Source organism: Acetobacterium paludosum (assembly GCF_008086595.1).
Classification (GTDB): domain Bacteria; phylum Bacillota; class Clostridia; order Eubacteriales; family Eubacteriaceae; genus Acetobacterium; species Acetobacterium paludosum.
Genome location: NZ_RXYA01000017.1, coordinates 53,714 through 71,657, shown reverse-complemented (window position 1 = coordinate 71,657; position 17,944 = coordinate 53,714). Strand labels below are relative to the sequence as shown.

Genomic DNA, 17,944 nt, shown 5'->3' with positions numbered 1-17,944 from the left:
AAATTTCTATCTATCAACCCATATTTTTTTGAATATAATCAACGATTTCATTTTTACCGACCCGATTGACCCCGCTGTGTTCCACATCAAAACTTGGATCAATTGGTTGTCCTAGCTGACGTTCCATCACTGCGGCGACTCGAGGACGGCAGAAAGTACCCTGACACCAACCGCAGCCAGCCCGGGTACGTCGTTTGATACCGTCGATCGTTGTGACCGGAATACCGCGATTCATAGCGTCGATAATGGTTGCCTCAGTTACCTGTTCACAGCGGCAGATTATTTTTTCAGGACTGGATTCCAGATCGACAAGCGGTTGAATTTCTTTTAAAGGTTTCAGTTCTTTTCGGGTAATAATGGGTTTGCGGTAAGGATTGAAGTTGGGGTCTTCTTCCAGCGGACAGTTCAATTCTTTTAGCAGATTGACGACCCTATCGGCAATGGCCGGTGAAGAGGTGATCCCAGGGGATTGAATTCCGGCGCAGTTAATAAACCCTTTAACGGGAGTAGCTTCAATAATAAAATCATCCGTCGAGCTGACTGCGCGGACCCCGGTAAAGCTGCGGATGAATTGTTTGATATCCAATTTTGCCGTCGTATGTCTGGCTTCCTTAAAAATCTTGAGCAGACGGTCGGCATGGGTGGATTTATCAGCAGTATCTTCATTGACTGCATCCGGTCCGATCAGAAGATTGCCATAATAAGTTGGCGTTACCAGGATTCCTTTACCCATTTTTGTCGGCATCTGGAATAAAACCGTATTGATGATACTTCCTGATCCCCGAACCATGAGGATATATTCACCGCTGCGAGGGGTGATTGTAAAGTAATCAATCCCAACCATTTTGGATACGGTGGCCGATGAAACGCCCCCGGCATTAATCACATATTTAGCAGCATAATTTTTGTTCGTTTGATCAACCAGCTCGAACCCATCTTCGGTCTGATGAATAGCCGTAATTTCGGTATTAAGAATGAGCTTTACACCATTCGCCACGGCATTTTCGGCTAGCGCGATGGCCATTTCATAGGGGGAACATACGCCCGCCCCTTTACAATAAAGAGCATACTTGACATCTGGGTTGACATTTGGCTCTAATGCCATAATTTGATCATGATTAAGCATTTCAAGGTCATCCAAGCCATTGGCCAAGCCGTTTTCATAAAGTTTTTTCAGTTCCGCCAGTTGATCTTCCTCAAAGGCGAGAACCAAAGAACCGATTTTTTCAAATCCAAAGTTCAGCTCTTTATCAAGCTGATCAAATTGCTTTCTTCCCTGATAACACAAACCACCCTTAACTTTTGAGTGGGATTCAGCAAATCCGCCATGAACAATAGCAGAATTAGCCTTGGTTGCACCCATTGACACATCATTTTCTTTGTCAAAAATAACAACCGATAATTGATAACGACTTAAGGCCCGGGCAATGGATGTTCCAATTATTCCAGCTCCAATAATAGCCACATCATACATAACAGTCTCCTTTGTTCCACACATATTTTGATCAATAAATTATTTCATATTATACACCAATTTCGCTTAGAATTAGAGTCTTTATATATTTTTCGATCGATAAATAATAAAATGGACTGTCTGAAGAAATTTTTATGGTAATAGCGGGTATTTTGGTATATATTTAATTTCGATGAAATTTTATTCATTAAATATTTTTTAAAAAGTTTTAGGAGTGGAAGTACAATGAAGTACTCATATGATTATGAAGAACTTATTGGAGATATCAATGAGGATATTGACGCTGGCATAATTTCGCCAAACGACACATTGAAGGTTATTCGCAAAAGAAAAGCGGTGAGCAACAACTATCACCCGATTATCGATTATTATTATTCCGACAATCTGCCTAAACAAAAGCACGAGATCATGCTTGTTAAAGACGTTTTACAGGAACTGGTTTATCATCACATGCTTACTAAATAAAACTTTGATAAGTTTTACTTTGGAATATGATCAAATTTGCCATAACATGAAACGAAGGCTGCCAATATTGGTAGCCTTCGTTTCTATTCAACAACAGACAAATTATTGTGTTAATTCCATTAGCCATTGATCCAGTTCCCTTTCATGGTCTGTATCAGTCAGGAATTGCTTACAGGCTGCTATCTGCCCATCTTGAATATAGAATACCTTCTTTGCTTTGGCCGCCACCCGGGGTTCATGAGTAACGGTCATGATGGTTATTCCCTCATGATTCAAATCTTCAAGAATTGCCAATACCTGATCCGTGGCAGCAGAATTCAGAGCGCCGGTGGGTTCATCCAAAAACAGAATTTCAGGATTATTGATCATGGCGCGGCAAATGGAAGCCCGTTGCAGCTGTCCGCCGGAAACTTCCCGGACATCGCGCTCTTCGAGTCCTTCAATTTCCATGCGTTTCATTAATTTTGATGCCCGCTGTCTAATGATATGCACCGTTTCTTTTGCTGCGACAAGACCAGGGAGGATAATATTATCGAAGATCGAAAGATTCTTCAACATCTGGGCATTCTGAAAGACAAATCCCATTTTAGTCAGCCGGAATTCGGATAATTCAGCCTCCGGCATTTCGGATATGTTTCGGCCTTCAAACAATATCCTGCCGGCGCTTACGCTGTCCATTTGGCTGACACTGTAGAGAAGCGTCGATTTACCCGAACCGGAAGGCCCCATAACCCCGACGAAATCCCCTCTTTTTATTTCAAACGACACGTTATTCAATATCTCTAAGTTATTCAATGATTTACTGATCTGTTCAACTTTTATCATGACTTGACTCCTTATTCCATTATTTGATCTCTAATATGATATTTTTCAACTGCTTTAGTTCCCACAATCACAGTGATGAAGACGACCAGCAACTGAGCTGCCGGGCAGAGCAGATAGGCCGTAAGCGGATCGACCAGCATTGTTATTTTTGATGCTCCCAAGGAAGAAAGCATGAGTCCGAAAATAACGCCGCCTAAAGAATTTGCCAAAATCGTTCCGATAACAATTGCCACGAACTGAATTACAAAAATCCGTATTCCGAACTGTATCCGGATGTCCCGGTTTGAAAAGCCGATTGCTTTCTTGATTGCGATGGCACTGTGTTCTTTCGCTGTGACTAGCTGCAAGAACATCACGGTAATCAGCATAATTAGCAGCAGCGCTATAACGATGGCGGTACCTTCTATCAGGCTCATGTCATCCATAATGCCGCTGAGTGTCTGCGCAACGAATTCATTAACCGTCGTTATTTTACCGACGGTCAGAATTGTTCGCAGTTCATCCGTCTTTTTAGCAATCGAGACACCATTTCTGACATCCAAATAGATAATATATACTTGCACATCATTTTCGTCAAAATCGATGGCTGCTTTGGCTGTCTTACCACCGTATGTAATATCCTGATAGATTCCGCTGACCGTAAAGATAAGATCGGCCCCTTTATATTTTACCGTTATCGAATCGCCAACCTTTTTTCCTAATTCGGAAGCATTTAGATAAGAGAGCGCCATTTCTTTACTGCCAACCGGGGCGCTTCCCTCAAGGTATTCCAATGGGAAAACCGATTCATCACCATTTTCCACGCGTATGTATTCCCATTCTCCTGATCCATTCTGAGACTGTACATAGCCATTTTTATAAATGACCACCTTCTCAATTTCAGAATCATTCTCCAGATAGGATGTCACGGCGTCTTTTTGTTTGGTCAGATTATCCGTATACTGAATATCAATACGGATATCGCTTTGTCCCACCCCCATATAAGTAATGAAAGACGGATTTTCAACGGTACTCTTCATGTTCAGCGGAAGCAGCATCAAAAATGACGAGAAGACAAAGACTAAAAAGATAACGACATATTCCTTCCATCTGCATTTCAGTTCACCGATTGCGATCGTCAGGTTTCGATATTTCAACCCTCTGGAAGGCAAAGAATAATGGCCTTGTTTCTTGATCTGCTCTTCCTCGCGCATCAGCTCCACAACCGTACTCTTGAGATTTCTGCGGATGATTCTGCGGCATTCCAGCAGTATCATCAGACTGAGCAGAATGACCCCGATGAATGGAAACACCCATTTCATCCATTCGCCGCTGCCAGAGCCGCAGTACCGAATAACCGAGAAGGAAAAGAAATCACCAAATGGGATGGCTGCCGAATAGCCGATGACTGCTGCCGCCAGCACCAATATTGAATATTTTATCAGATACAGCTGCTCAATTGATTTGACCGGAAAGCCAATTGCTTTCATCGCTCCGATAGCAGCATGCTCTTCTGACATGGTTGCCCGAATAATATAAGATAAACACAGGACTGAGATGATGATTAAAAGCAGACTGATTGCAATAATAATGAATGCCACCAGACCATAAGAAAAAGTATTCATCAGCATCAGCAGGCTGCCGGTTATTCCCACGCCGTTGGAAGGCATACCCGCATCCATATAATCCTTCTCCAAAACCGACGTCGATGTGCCATCCTTTAACAGGAATTCAAAACAGTATTCCCATTCTCCCATATGGGAACTGATTTCAGCCATGTCTGACTGACTGATTAAGAAACGCTTTGAAGATGCCAGTGCAGAGTTCATCGATGCGTCCCGAATGATGGTTGATACCGTCAGTTCCTTACGGTAATCACCTTCATGTACGGTAATGACATCGCCGGTTTTAATCCCCAGTGCCTGGGCATAAAAGACAGGCACGCCGATTTCCCCATCCTGAACAACGGCAATTTCATTATCCATATTAAGCAGAAAATCAAATCCGTTATTCTGAACAACGAATCCGTTATCCATTAGACTTTTTTCAAGCGTTTCCCCCTGATAAATGAGATCTGCATTCCGGATATCCAGCATTTTGACGGTCAGCGAATCCTTGATATAATCATGAGTTTCAACAAAATGATCAAGTGCTTCCTCAGCATACGTGCCCTTGTGCATCTGAATATATTCGGGCGAAACAGCCATTTCAGTTAACCCCTTCACTGAAGATATCATCGCACCGGTCACTCTTAGTCCGCCGGCCATCAAAAGAGCGGAAAGGATCAGAAATACCGCCAGGGCCGTTGTAATCACTTTGTTTCTTTTAAAGTCCTTCCGAACAAGATTCAGCAACAGCTTCATATAAATTCTCCTCTTCCAACGACTTCACACTTTTCAGTCGGGAAACAACAATGCCAACACCGGCCAACACTACCCCGGTGATCACGATCAGCAATGCATTTCCTCTTCCTGCACCGGCACCAATTACGGCTCCGATTTTTATGGCGAGCAAACTATTTCCCTTCATAAACGGCTCAAACACATAGTCCGAAAGAATGCCAGAGGCAATAAATGCCAATATGTAGCCCATCTGAGTAATCAGGCCGATCAATCCGAAAGCCCGTCCCTGGACCTCATTGGCAAGATTTCTGCGGATCAGAACTTCCGCCCCGATCTGAACAGCCGGCATGAAGACAAACATCATGAATCCGAAAGCTGCTATCAAGAACAGATTTTCACTGACGCCAATCAGGGCAAAAAAGAGTCCGCAGCCGAATAATCCAATCGAAAGCATCTGGCCATAAGATTTTGTATGCTTCAGACAACTGATGACGATGCTGCCGACCAGCATGCCCAATGCAATGATCGTGGTCAGAATGCCCAATTCGGTTTCTCCAGCCAAAGCCAGCACAAGGGGTTTACTCAAAATCTGTACAAAACCAAGGCAGAAAACCGAAATAGTCATAATCACAATCATTGTCATGATGCCGCTTTCCCCTCGTATGGCCGCAATCCCTTCCTTTAATTCCCGGCCAATACGTAATGAAGCATCACCGTTATGTTTTATCGCCATGCCTTTTCTGACCGCAACGATCACCAATACCGTTGTAAAGAAAGTAAGAATATCAATAATGATCAGCGTGCTGACGCCTGTAACCTGCAGCAGCAGCCCGGCCAGTGCAGGGGATATGATAAGTTTGGCGCTGTTTGCAATCTGAACCATTCCACCCGCTCTGGCAAAATCTTCATCCGACAATAGATCGGTGACGGTCGCTTTAAAAGCCGGTTCCGATAACGATGTAAAAATTGAGCTGACCCCGACGCCCATACAGATGACCACGATGGAAGGGCTGCTGCTCATCACCGAGAACAAACAGATTAGCAATCCAAGACCGGATAACAATTCCCCGAGAATCATCATCAGCCTTCGATCATAGCGATCCGCCAGAACACCTCCCACCGGAGCGAGGAGAATGGATGGCAGAAAAGCACAAATGCTAAATATACCAGTTGCGGCAACCGAGCCTGTCATCGCCAGTACATAGATTGCCAGACCAAAGTCTGTTAATCCGCTGCCGATACTGGATATGAACTCCCCGGCAACCAGTATCATGAACTTCTTCATTCCTTTTTCCGGTCTTTTTGTTTGTAGTTTTTGTATTTTATTTTGTTGATTCATTGTGATCCTCCTTAAAATAACGTCTTTGCTTCATATTACTATCGACCATCGGTCGGTAGCGGTGTAAAAAAAATAGCTTTACAGATGTCCAGTCGTTTTACGGCATTTGCCCAAACATCTGTAAAAAGCCACTCAGTTCTCCCTCTTTTGTTCCCAGCATTCTTTCAGCATGACATAAAAATGCCTGGATCTTTTGGGGATACTCTTCCATTTTCCATTCAAACGTATCGCAGTCAAACATCATATGGCCCAGCAGTAGAATCGTTTCAATGCATTCCGTTGGATACTCCATATGAGCAATCCCTTCTTTTATGCATTCCAGCACCGGTTCCTGTAAAACCGGTGTCATCCGCTTAAGCATCGCTTTTAAATATAGCCGTTCCAGCTTGGCATTCTCAACTTTATGTAATTCTTCCTTTATCTCCTCCGATCCCTCAAACTCCGGAGTCTGTGCCATGATCGCCATCATAATGCGATTCAGCAAAGGAATGGATTGATCCTTGACGATTATTTCTGCCCTCCGTGCACCTTCTTCGACAATATCAAGAATGATTGCTTCCAGTACTTCTTCTTTTGAAGCAAAATAATAGTAAAAGGTGCCTTTGGCGATATCCACTATCTTCAAAATATCATTAACAGAAGTATGGTCATAACCTTTTGTAACGAATAATTCTCGTGCTACATCCAGAATTTCCCGTCTTCGTATTTCACCTTCCTTGACTGTTTTCATATTTCACCCCGCTTCTATCGACCGTTGGTCGATACTGCTATAATAAATAAAATTGATGTGAATGTCAAGCGTTATTTTAACTTGCTCATTTTTGGTTATCCGAACATCCTTTTATACTTTTGCTTCGAGGTCCGTTTCCATGATCCCGAAGATGTTGCCTTCAGTGTCCTTGCAGTAGGCAAAGTAGCCCACGCCGGTAATGGTCTGCTTGGGAGTCATGACGGTTCCACCGGCTTTTCTGATCTTATCTGCAAATTGTTCAAATGAGGCGACCTCAATGGTGTTAATGGTCGTTTCAGATGGATGCTCTCGTTTCTTGATAGCTCCGTTAATACCGGGCTCGTTTTCTCCGTGGGTGCTGACAAGCCAGTAATCCATCGGTCCTCCCCAAGTGGAAATCTGCCAGTCAAAGACCTCACTGTAAAATTTCACAGCTCTTTCCGGCTGATCGGCACACAATTCGAAATGAATAATTCCTGACATAATGACACCTCCATAACAGATTTTTCTTTAATTATAGCCAAAATATGAAAATCATAACATGATTTAACAATTTTTTCCAAACTGGATCACTGCTACAGCCTTTTATTACCTTCTTACAGATATTCCAGCTCACTGAACGCTTTGATGAATTCTTTGATGCCGTAATGTTCGAATTCCGCTTCGATCATCAATTCATCCTCTCTTATGACTTTTCCGATGCCATATTTCTGATGCCGCACCTGTCTTTCAGGCTCTTCGATGACAGTTTTGGTTTCGGTTGAGCTCCGCTCTTGTTCATCTTCGACTTTAGCCGCCTGAATCTGTTTTTTCAGTTCCTGCAGATTGACCGCTGCCGCCGGTTTGGCCAGCTGATTCTCAACGAGCTGGGGCGGAATCATGTTGATGTATCGGCTTTCCCCGGGGATGACCCGGTAATCATCCGGATTGGTATAAAAGGAAAGCTCCAGCACATCCTTCGCCCGGGTCATGCCGACAAAGAACAAGCGCCGTTCTTCCGCTTCCTCTTCCGGACTTTTCATATGCAGCGGAATCAGCCCGTAATTGATGCCGGTAATGAACACATATGAAAACTCCAGTCCCTTTGAAGCATGCAGGGTCATCAGTTTAACCGAATCGGCCTGGATGTCGATGTCTTTCTTCTGAATGTTAATGCCATAAAGGGCTGAGGAATTAATAAAATCCGTCAGACCTTCCAGAAACGGCATCTGATTTTCCACCACGTAGTCGATAATGATCTTCAGCAGACGTTCAATGGACGCCTTGTCTTCCCCATAGGTCGAAGCCGTTGGCCGGATATAGCGGTCCAGTTCATAATAATTGTAAATCTCCTCCGGTTTCTTCACTTCCGAACAGTGACTAACAAACCCGCTCATTTTTGCGAACAGCACGGACTGGTCGGCCGCCTGTTCCTTCAGTATTTTTAGGGCTGCTTTTTCGGTCCGTTTTTCCCCGTACACCTTATTGCAGAGGACATCGATGCCTGATGACCAGTCATTGTGATTAATCGAAAAGCGTAAGAGTTTTATTAGCCAGTTCAACACCGGGATATCCCGGATCGTCTTTTTCAGGGATACTTCATAGGGAATGTTGTTTTTCAAAAACACGTCTTCAAAAACCCGGGACTGGTTCTGGATTCGGTAAAAGATGGCGATCTCTTGGTATGGTGTCCCCTGCTGATGGATTGCTTCAATCCGATCGGCCAGATAGCATGCTTCATTGAAGGGATTATACTGGTTTTTGACCACGATTTTGCTGCCCGTTTCCCGGATGCCGGTCAAATCGCTGCCGTCTTTCAGAAAGCACTTCGCCGCCTCCAGAATCGAACGGCTGGACCGGTAGTTGATTGGCAGGGTCCGTTCGCTGGCATCGTATTTCTGAACGAGTGTCTCAAACACATTCAAGGTGCTGCCCCGCCAGCTGTAGATGATCTGGTTGGGGTCGCCCACCGCAAATAGTTTGGTATCCGTTCCTTTTAACCGATCAATGAATGCCAACTGCAGCTGGTCACTGTCCTGAACCTCGTCGATGATGATCCACTTAGGCGCGGGTTGATCATCCGTCAATAAAGCTGTGGCATTCTGGATTAAATCTGAAAACGACATTTTGTTCTGTCTTGTTTTTTCTTCTGTCAGCAAGGCAATCAGTTCAAAGATGTCATCCTGATAAGGTGAAATTTTCTGCGCTTCGTCCTGAATGGCGATTGCCTGCTCCAGCCTTTTTTTCAGCCGGTTTTTATACTTAATGCGCAGCTTCTTTTCCCGGATGATTGGCAGCGCAATATCCAATTCTTCATCGGGGGCGATGACCAGAAAATCCTTTTTATAGCCCATTTTTTCGACCGGAAAAACATCTTTGAGAAAATGAAGCGCCACACTGTGAAAGGTGCCAAACCCAGCCAGATCTTCCTTTTGAATGCCATCATCAGCACCGATCAGCCGTTCTTTTATTTCATTGGCTGCTTTATTGGTGAAGGTTAATACGATCATATCCCGATAGCTAATCTTTTTCACATGATGAAGATAGATAATCTTTGAAATCAGGACGGTGGTTTTTCCGCTGCCGACCTGGGCGTTGACAATGCAGACCTCGCTCTCATCCAGTACGGCTGCCTTCTGATAATCATTCAGTTTCTCCAACTCTTTGACCTGCTGCATTGACGCCTCCTATTCCACAAGATTTTCATATCTTTTCTGTAATTTATTTTTCACATCAGATCTCGCATCATCAATGGGATCAATTCTGATTTTCAATTCGATCTCAGCGGGAGCTTTGGTATAAAAAGTGATCATGTTGATCAGGCTGTGTTTGTTGGTTTTTTCCATGATCCAGTCCCTGTAAAAATCATGATGCAGAACCAGGGTCAGCACCCGGTCGCATACTTCCACTTCCGGAACAGTGCTTAAAAAGGCGGCAAACGGGTCACCCTTTTCCAGCATGTAGGCACCGAATGCTTTCCATTTTTCCTGGAGTTCGTTAAATTGAAACGGTTTTTCAATGAATACGGACGGTGTATATTCCACCAGTTTGATGCCTTTCGGCGCCTTAATTTCTTCCAGAAAATTCCGCAGTCCCCAGAGAATCATCGCTTTGTCCAATTTATAATCGCCGATGCAGGCCGCGCAGCCATCTTCGCATTGGCAGCCACTGACCATTTTAATGGCATTTTCAAATATCGGTGCAGTCAGATCAAACACTTTTTCACCATAACCCAAGCCGCCGATGTACTTGTCATAAATGAAGAGATAGACCGCATCCCCCAAGTTTTCGCCGATTTCAATGGCGTTGTTCGACATAGCCACGCCAATGTCTTCCCGTTCTGTCATGGTCACCATCATGGCCACATTTTTAATTGCATAGCACAAGCCCTCGAAATGGTTGTTCCGGATCAGCTGGCCATTTTGACTCCGCTGCAGCAGTCTGCGATAGACGTTTACCACATTATCCGGAATCTTTAACCAGGTGCTTTCGGTATCATAATCCTTTGCCAACGGTTGCTCCAGTTGTTCAAAGCCTAAATTCTGATGGTTGTGAAACTGTAGCTTTTTATACATCAGAACCATTTCATTGACGTTCACATCGCCAAATACAACACTGAGACGCTGATAATCCTTCATCTTACTGCCATTGATGATCCGGATATTGGTAAGGCTTCCCGGCATGGTATAGTAGTTGCCGTTAATGGGAATGGCAACTGCTGTTTTGCTTTCCAGATCCAGTTTGAGCACCTGATACTGGACGCCGTCATGCAGATAAATCGCGCCATTGTGAATTTCACGGAATGCCTGCATTTCATCCATTTCAGTGATTTCTTTATTGTTCTCCTGGTTGATCAGTTTGTAGCGGGCTTTATCGATGTTTCTCAGGCTGAAGTCCCCGGCCGGGAAAATATTTCCGGTCCAGGCAAACTTCCCGTTCATATTGGTTAATTCGTTAGCCCGGATCAGCACCGGAATGGTTTCTCCCAAATCCGGGAAAAGCGAAATATCATCCAGGGTTAAAGGTATTTCGGCTGCCGCCGCCCGAATGTGGGCCAGCTGGATCAATAGATTATTCTTGTCGATGACGGCATTCTCACAACTGTTTTCAAAAAGCCAGTCCGGATTGATGGCGATGTACTGATCAAAGGGCAGATTATCCAGAATCAGATAATTCGTGCATTCTTTGCCGCTTCTGCCGGCTCTTCCAGTCTGTTGCCAGAAGGATGCCCGGGTTCCCGGATATCCCACCAGAACCGTGGTGTCAATTTTACCGATATCGATCCCCAGTTCCAAGGCATTGGTCGATACTAGGCCCCACAAGGCGCCAGTGATCATTTTGCTTTCAATTTCCTTGCGTTCCAGGGGGGTATAGCCGCCCCGGTAGCCGGATATTTTATCTGTTAAGGAGGCGCCAAAGAAATGTTCGGTTTCCAGTTTATCCCGGGATTCTTTCAGAACGACTTCAACGTTTTTTCGGGATTTTGCAAAAGCGATAAAGCTGTGTTCATTTTCCACCAGCTCCGGGATCAGCTCCGCTGCAATAACAGTGGTCTGAACCTGTCCGATATATTGTTTGTCCGCCCCCACCATCTTTGGCGGCTGGACCAGCACGTATCGTCGTTGTGCCGCCGGTGAGCCATCCTTGTCGATCTGGATAAATTGCTGTCCGCAGATTTCTTCAGCCAGCTCGACAGGATTGGCGATTGTTGCCGAACTGCACAGATACTGCGGAGAGGCATTATAATAGCGGCACACTCTTCTGAGTCTTCGAAAAACATTGGCCAGATGGGAACCGAATGCACCACGGTAAGTATGCAGTTCGTCGATGACCACAAACTTCAGATTAGAAAAGATGAAATCAAAGCCAAACTTGCTGTGATTCGGCAGGAACGCGCTATTCAACATTTCCGGGTTGGTTAAAATGATGTTCGCGCTTTTCCGGATCCGGCTGCGTTCGTTGACCGGCGTATCGCCATCATAAACTCCGGCCGACACTCTGTTTTCTCCGAAATATTCCAGATAGGGCCGGATTGCGCGGTACTGATCGCTGGCCAGGGCTTTGGTGGGATAAATGAAAATGGCTCTGGCCAGGGGATTGGCCAGAATTTCCTGAAGCACCGGTAGCAAAAAGCTGAGGGTTTTACCGCTGGCAGTCGATGTGGTGATCACGATGTGCTTCTGTTCCATTCCAAGCTCAAACATTTCCGCCTGATGGCAGTACAGTTTTCCAATTCCTTTTTGAGAAAGAAATGCTGCTAATTCCGGCAACAATGCCTCCGGAAAATCGACATTCTCAGCTTCTCTTTTCTCGATGGTTCTCTGGTAAATGATTAAATCCTGTATCTCCATTGGCTTTGCTCCTGTTTTGGGGTTAGTATTTTTATATTATAATTTTATCATAAAAAGCATTTTTCTGACATAGTAGGATCTGCCTGGAAAATATTTTTCATGACTATCCATGGTCTTTTCCATGTATGGTATAATATTTTTAAATTTACAGTCAGTGTTAGTCATTTCTGAGATAAGAGCCAATAAATAAAACACTAAACACTGTATAGAAAAGCAAGTGCCAAAACCTGGAAAAATTCGAAAGAAAGAAGCAGGTCATTTAATGACGAAAGTAGGTTAATGATGAAAGAAAATGAATTAAAAGCGTATACACAACTGATGAAAATAAGGTTTATGGAAGATCCGGGGGTCCTGTTTCAGATAAAAGATTTGGAGCGTGCCGGATTGCAGTTTGAGGGGCAGATCCAGGCTTTTATGGAAGAAAATGCGGTAAATGTACTGGATGGTGGTAAAGGATTGCTGATTGGCTACTCAACAAACGCGTTGCCTGAAGACAAACTGATTCCAGTCATGCAGCGTTCATCCCGAAAATTGATGGAAGTAGTCACAGAAGCAGAACTTCAAATACTCCAGGACCGGGCCGTAAAACAAGTCGAAATCATACATCAAAACTGGCATACCGCCTATTTTGATGGGGATGTGTATCATCTGCTGATTGCGGCCACTGATAAATCTCTGAAGGGAACAGGTGCTTTCAGAGCCTTGATCACACCTATCATTGAAATGTGCGAGTTAAAAAAAATGCCAATGGTTTTAGAGACCTTCAATCCAGATAATGTACCTCTTTATGAGCATTTTGGATTTCAACTAAAGGAATCCCATTCTTCTGACGAAATGAATTTAACCTGCTACTGCATGATGCGTTCATAAATTTGTTATGTCATGTTTTTTAGGATTTCATTATAGCACTTGGTTTCCCTTTCCTGAGGTTTAAAAAAGAAGTTGGTGCAGACTGTTGAGACTTTCCGAAATGAACATCCAGACTTTTTCATTTCAGCTTTAAAAAAACTGCAGGATAAAACGAAATAATTCCGAATTCTCACAGATCTGATACATGCATCACAAAAATAAAGAAGAGCGATCTATTGATGGTAAGATTTTTCAAAATTATTGACAGCTTTATATTTTTCTTGAAATTAATTAACTTTTTTATTCATCAACTTATTCAGTCTTTTGTTGAGTTGGGCTATCGGAAGACCGACAATATTATTATAATCCCCTTTTATCCACTTGACCCAAAGCCCAGCTTCTTCTTGTATGCCATAGGCACCGGCTTTATCCATGGCCTTGCCGGATGCCACATATGCTCTGACCTCTAGTTTCATCTGTTTGTTCCAGCTAAAAAACTTTATTTTTGATACCGATACAAATCGTTCCTCTAGATTGCCAAATTTTATACTGACCCCGGTTAATACCCGATGGGTGTTACCGGAAAGATTTTTGATCATCCGATATGCATCGTCTTCATCCATCGGTTTACCCAGGATCTGATTATTTAAAACCACAACAGTATCAGCCCCGATCACCAAAGCCTCCTGATTATCCTTTTGTATTTCTTGAGCTTTCCGGGATGATAGTTCAAGAACAAGTTTTTTGGCTACAGCCAGAAAATCGCCGTCTCGGTTTTTTAGAATAGCCATTTCAATTTTCTTTTCATCAATATCTGCCACTTTTATTTCAAAGTCCTTAACGGCCAATTCAAGCAGCTCCCGTCTTCTCGGTGACTGGCTGGCCAAAATTATTTTTGGGTTCAAATTTTGCCTCCTGATTATTTATTTGAGTTTCAATATTTTTTTATTTCGATCTTTAATCGTCCACCATTCACTGATTTAACTTAAAAATCAGCTGATTTTATTGTCTTAATTTAATATATCATAACTTTATTTTATAAAACATTTAAATATGATGAATAAAAATAATAAATTTGGTCATAAATGAACTATGGATCTTATCGACCGTTTAGGTCAAATTAACAACGTATAGTAAGGAGAATTAATTATGAACATTATTCCAATAATCAGAGATTATAAAGGCAAAAACCTTATTGAATTTCCTGATGATTATGTGATTATTGACATTGAAACAACAGGGTTCAACCCTAAAAACAATGAAATCATTGAAATTGGAGCAGTAAAAGTATACAAAAATGAAATTACATCCATCTTTCAATCATTAATCCGGCCGAAGAACCCCATTAATGATTATATTTCCAATTTAACCGGCATCACCAATCAAATGGTTGCGGATGCCGCTCAGGTTAACGAGGTACTGGATTCCTTTCTGTCTTTTTCAGTCGACAATGTTCTAATTGGTCATAACATTAATTCTAATATCAATTTTTTATATGATCATTGTGAAGAACAGCTGGGACAATATTTGACCAATGATTTCATTGATATCGTGGGTCTGTTCCGAGAAAAAACAACACTGCTTCAAAACCGGGACTTGCTGGCTTTATGTGAAAAATGTGCGATTCGAAACACCACTACCCATAGAGCACTTTCCGATTGCCTGGCAACAAATGATCTGTTTCAATATTTAAAATCACAACAGAAACCCACTGAATGTATTGGCAAACTAGATTTTCTTAACTTTAGATCAGAGCTGGGGATAAATCATCCTTTGTATGAAAAGAAATGTCTGCTCCAGAAAACAGGCAGTAACAATGCCGTTCGAAATTTCTGAATGATATATCCTGGAAAGAGGGCACTGTAAAGTGTCTTTTTTCAGGTTGTCGACAAACGTGTCTTACCGTGCAATGTTAAATAGCCGTTGATCTTGACCCCACTTAGCTATCCTCACGAGTCAATTGCTTCAGTATCTGATTATTTATGATATCTCCAGTTTGCGTGTCCCGCACCGAGTTCAAAATGATATTTAACGATGCCAAGGTCTAGTTTGGTGAGAAATCCTTTGCCCGCTTTTGCTATCACCGTATTGCCATTAAGGGAAATTAAAAACTTCTGCTGATTCATAGCAGTCGGCGCTAATTGTGCTGCTTCCATCGCCCGGCGGAACCATTCCGGCATATTGGCATTTACGTGGCTGAGTTCTTCAATAGATTTTGTCTTGTGAGGGATGCCATCTTTATCGAAGTACCCGATGGCGATAACACAGACAAGTTTTTCCCCTTTTTCTATTGTGCAGCGGCACTTGCTCTTGCTGTATGTCCCCGCAACCCAGCATGAGCCCATACCGAGTTCGGTGGCTTTTAACACGATCTTCTCGCCATAATAACCTAACTGTTCATCAAGTTCTTTTGATTTTTTTCCAACTAAGGCAATGTAATTATTGACATTGCTGAATTTTCCATAGTGCGACAGCAAGCCGTCAAATGCTTGTGGTTCATTCAGGCATAACTGAATATGAAGTCCGCTCTCCTTATTGCACTCGTCAATAAGCGAATTCAGAATATGGGCAGGTTCCCCCTCGAGTTTTCTCTCGTTATAGGCACGTACCGAATGACGCGCTTTCATCAATTCTAAATTTTCCATAATTATCCTCCAAAATAGTTTTCGGGTCGATCCTGTCGGGCAGGAAGACTTTTTATAATTTCATGAATTTTTTAATTATAAACCGGGTTGGCTTATAGTAAAAACCCTCCATCGCTTTTGTAACATTGATCAGTTCGTCTCTTATCTTAATATTTTGAGGGCAATGTTTTTCGCATTTTCCACATTTCGAACAGAGGGAAGCATTGCTGGTTTTACTCTTCACGCTGGTTTGCATAATGTATTTGCTCAGAGCAGACGTTTTACCTTCGATTTCCCGATCATTGTAGCATGAAAAACAGGTCGGAATATCGACCCCCATTGGACATGGAATGCAATAATTGCATCCGGTACAGGGTATTTTAATTTTTTCACTCAATATTTGACTGACATTATTAAATAATTCAAAATCGGCGGCTGTAAAAGCATTTGCTTCAGCTTGTGAGGCTGTTTTTATATTTTCTTCCACCATTGCCTGAGAATTCATTCCAGACAATACAACGGTTACTTCCGGGTGATTCCAAATCCAGCGAAATGCCCATTCCGCTGGAGAACGCTGTACATATGCCTGATCCCAGACCTTATAAACTTCCTTGGGGAGATTTGTAACCAGTTTCCCGCCTCTTAACGGTTCCATTATCATAACCGGAAATCCTTTAGCCGCGGCATATTCCAGCCCTTCTTTTCCGGCCTGTTTATTTTCGTCAAGAAAATTAAATTGAATCATACAGAATTCCCAATCAAAAGAGTCCACCAGTTTTTTAAATTCATCTCTGCCGCCATGGTATGAAAATCCGATATTAATAATTTGGCCTGCTTGTTTTTTTTCTTCAATCCATTTCAGGATGCCGAGTTTCACAAGTCTTATCCAGATCGTGACATCGGTCAGCATATGTAAGAAGTAATAATCGATATGGTCTGTTTGCAGTCTTTCTAATTCAGCGTTGAAGATCTTGTCAAGATCTTCATATTTTTTAATTAAATAAGGGGGCATCTTAGTTGCAATTTTCACGCGGTCGCGATAACCTTTTGCCAACACTCTTCCTAATATTGCTTCACTCTTGGGATAAATATAGGCTGTGTCAAAATAGTTGACACCATTTTCAATTGCATAAATTATCTGTTTTTCTACTTCTTTTTCATCTTTAGCAAATCGCATACAGCCAAAACCAAGGGCTGAAAGTTTGTCTCCATTTTTAGGGTTGGTCCGATAATTCATTTTGTAATACTCCTTATTTTTTTTCGTTGCTTTATTTTTTCTGTTTGCCGAAGAACAAGCAATGGTTATTAAAATCGATGTGATAAATTTATAATTACATGACCTCCAGCTGAATGACTGTTTAGTCATTCTAGTATAAAAAAAATCATTTTTTTATACTATCCCAGAGAAAATCAAAAGACATTTCTAAAAACTCTTCATCTCCAGCCAAATTAGGATTTGCGATATAGTAATAGGTACTTGAATTCAATATACCTACAAGCACCGTACTGATATAATCCAGATTGACATTTTTAATAATTTCTTTTTCCATCCCTTCAGTAATCAACTCTAAGATGCTATTGCACTTGCTTAAACCTTCTTTGCGAGTTGTTTCGCCGATGCAGGATGCATTGCAGAACTGCTGAAAAAATAGGAATTCATCGGTATTCTCAAGACTCCATCGGAGATAATTGATATAAATTCTTTTCAATTTGCTTCGATAGGTCTTTTCTTGATCAAGACCATCGGATAACTGCCTTGTCAATGAATCCTTGCAATTTAGATAAAGGACATTGATCAGTTCTTCCTTACTGTTAAAATAGTTAAACAGTGTTCCGGTTGCAACACCCGCCTCTTTTGAAATTCGGGCCGTAGGGGTATTGTCGAAACCATACCTATTGAAAAGCGTCAACGCTGCTTTTAATATCTGTTCTCTTTTATCCACCATTGCCTCCTTATCTTTCTGTCATCGATTATAATTTAGAATGA

Annotated in this window: 15 protein-coding genes; 3 read left to right on the top strand and 12 right to left on the bottom strand. The window is 42.4% G+C overall.

Annotated elements, in window-relative coordinates:
- Window positions 1-13 precede the first annotated feature (13 nt).
- The gene (locus FZC41_RS15810; protein WP_148568418.1) at window positions 14-1,474 is read right to left on the bottom strand and encodes an NAD(P)/FAD-dependent oxidoreductase; all 1,461 of its coding nucleotides are present in this window, start codon (window positions 1,472-1,474) and stop codon (window positions 14-16) included.
- A 225-nt stretch (window positions 1,475-1,699) separates the two neighbouring features.
- Between FZC41_RS15810 and FZC41_RS15805 the strand changes: the two genes are divergently transcribed.
- Complete coding sequence (locus tag FZC41_RS15805) at window positions 1,700-1,939, top strand: hypothetical protein (protein ID WP_148568417.1); 240 nt, start codon at window positions 1,700-1,702, stop codon at window positions 1,937-1,939.
- A gap of 102 nt (window positions 1,940-2,041) precedes the next feature.
- Here FZC41_RS15805 and FZC41_RS15800 read toward each other — a convergent pair whose 3' ends face one another.
- From FZC41_RS15800 to FZC41_RS15770, 7 genes are all read right to left on the bottom strand, one after another.
- Window positions 2,042-2,764 (bottom strand): ABC transporter ATP-binding protein, encoded by a 723-nt coding sequence (locus tag FZC41_RS15800; protein ID WP_148568416.1) that lies wholly within the window; start codon window positions 2,762-2,764, stop codon window positions 2,042-2,044.
- Window positions 2,765-2,775: 11 nt separating this feature from the next.
- Window positions 2,776-5,106 carry an ABC transporter permease gene (locus FZC41_RS15795; protein WP_148568415.1) on the bottom strand — a complete coding sequence of 777 codons (2,331 nt, stop codon included), beginning with the start codon at window positions 5,104-5,106 and terminating at the stop codon, window positions 2,776-2,778.
- Window positions 5,069-6,424, bottom strand: coding sequence for an MFS transporter (locus FZC41_RS15790; protein WP_148568414.1), 1,356 nt, complete (start codon window positions 6,422-6,424; stop codon window positions 5,069-5,071). The genes FZC41_RS15795 and FZC41_RS15790 overlap by 38 nt, the downstream gene beginning before the upstream one ends.
- 97 nt (window positions 6,425-6,521) lie before the next feature.
- Window positions 6,522-7,154: a TetR/AcrR family transcriptional regulator gene (locus tag FZC41_RS15785; RefSeq protein WP_148568413.1), complete on the bottom strand. Its 633-nt coding sequence runs from the start codon at window positions 7,152-7,154 to the stop codon at window positions 6,522-6,524.
- Between the two features lie 111 nt (window positions 7,155-7,265).
- The gene (locus tag FZC41_RS15780; RefSeq protein ID WP_148568412.1) at window positions 7,266-7,637 is read right to left on the bottom strand and encodes a VOC family protein; all 372 of its coding nucleotides are present in this window, start codon (window positions 7,635-7,637) and stop codon (window positions 7,266-7,268) included.
- A gap of 113 nt (window positions 7,638-7,750) precedes the next feature.
- Complete coding sequence (locus tag FZC41_RS15775; RefSeq protein ID WP_148568411.1) at window positions 7,751-9,811, bottom strand: ATP-dependent helicase; 2,061 nt, start codon at window positions 9,809-9,811, stop codon at window positions 7,751-7,753.
- Window positions 9,812-9,820: 9 nt separating this feature from the next.
- Window positions 9,821-12,484: a DEAD/DEAH box helicase gene (locus FZC41_RS15770; protein WP_148568410.1), complete on the bottom strand. Its 2,664-nt coding sequence runs from the start codon at window positions 12,482-12,484 to the stop codon at window positions 9,821-9,823.
- Window positions 12,485-12,763: 279 nt separating this feature from the next.
- Here FZC41_RS15770 and FZC41_RS15765 point away from each other — a divergent pair, with 279 nt between their 5' ends.
- Window positions 12,764-13,354: a hypothetical protein gene (locus FZC41_RS15765; RefSeq protein WP_148568409.1), complete on the top strand. Its 591-nt coding sequence runs from the start codon at window positions 12,764-12,766 to the stop codon at window positions 13,352-13,354.
- 266 nt (window positions 13,355-13,620) lie between these two features.
- Here the strand turns inward: FZC41_RS15765 and FZC41_RS15760 are convergent, their stop codons facing one another.
- Entirely contained in the window at window positions 13,621-14,238 is a 618-nt protein-coding gene (locus FZC41_RS15760; RefSeq protein ID WP_205737089.1) for a Maf family protein, read from the bottom strand.
- Between the two features lie 244 nt (window positions 14,239-14,482).
- Here FZC41_RS15760 and FZC41_RS15755 point away from each other — a divergent pair, with 244 nt between their 5' ends.
- Window positions 14,483-15,169, top strand: coding sequence for a 3'-5' exonuclease (locus FZC41_RS15755; protein WP_148568408.1), 687 nt, complete (start codon window positions 14,483-14,485; stop codon window positions 15,167-15,169).
- Between the two features lie 140 nt (window positions 15,170-15,309).
- On the opposite strand, the gene FZC41_RS15750 is transcribed toward FZC41_RS15755, so the two are convergent.
- The 3 genes from FZC41_RS15750 to FZC41_RS15740 form a co-directional block, all read right to left on the bottom strand.
- A complete protein-coding gene (locus tag FZC41_RS15750; RefSeq protein ID WP_148568407.1) occupies window positions 15,310-15,978 on the bottom strand; it encodes a nitroreductase family protein in 669 nt (222 codons plus the stop codon).
- Between the two features lie 52 nt (window positions 15,979-16,030).
- Complete coding sequence (locus FZC41_RS15745; protein ID WP_148568406.1) at window positions 16,031-17,194, bottom strand: aldo/keto reductase; 1,164 nt, start codon at window positions 17,192-17,194, stop codon at window positions 16,031-16,033.
- Between the two features lie 145 nt (window positions 17,195-17,339).
- A complete protein-coding gene (locus tag FZC41_RS15740; protein WP_148568405.1) occupies window positions 17,340-17,903 on the bottom strand; it encodes a TetR/AcrR family transcriptional regulator in 564 nt (187 codons plus the stop codon).
- Window positions 17,904-17,944 lie beyond the last annotated feature (41 nt).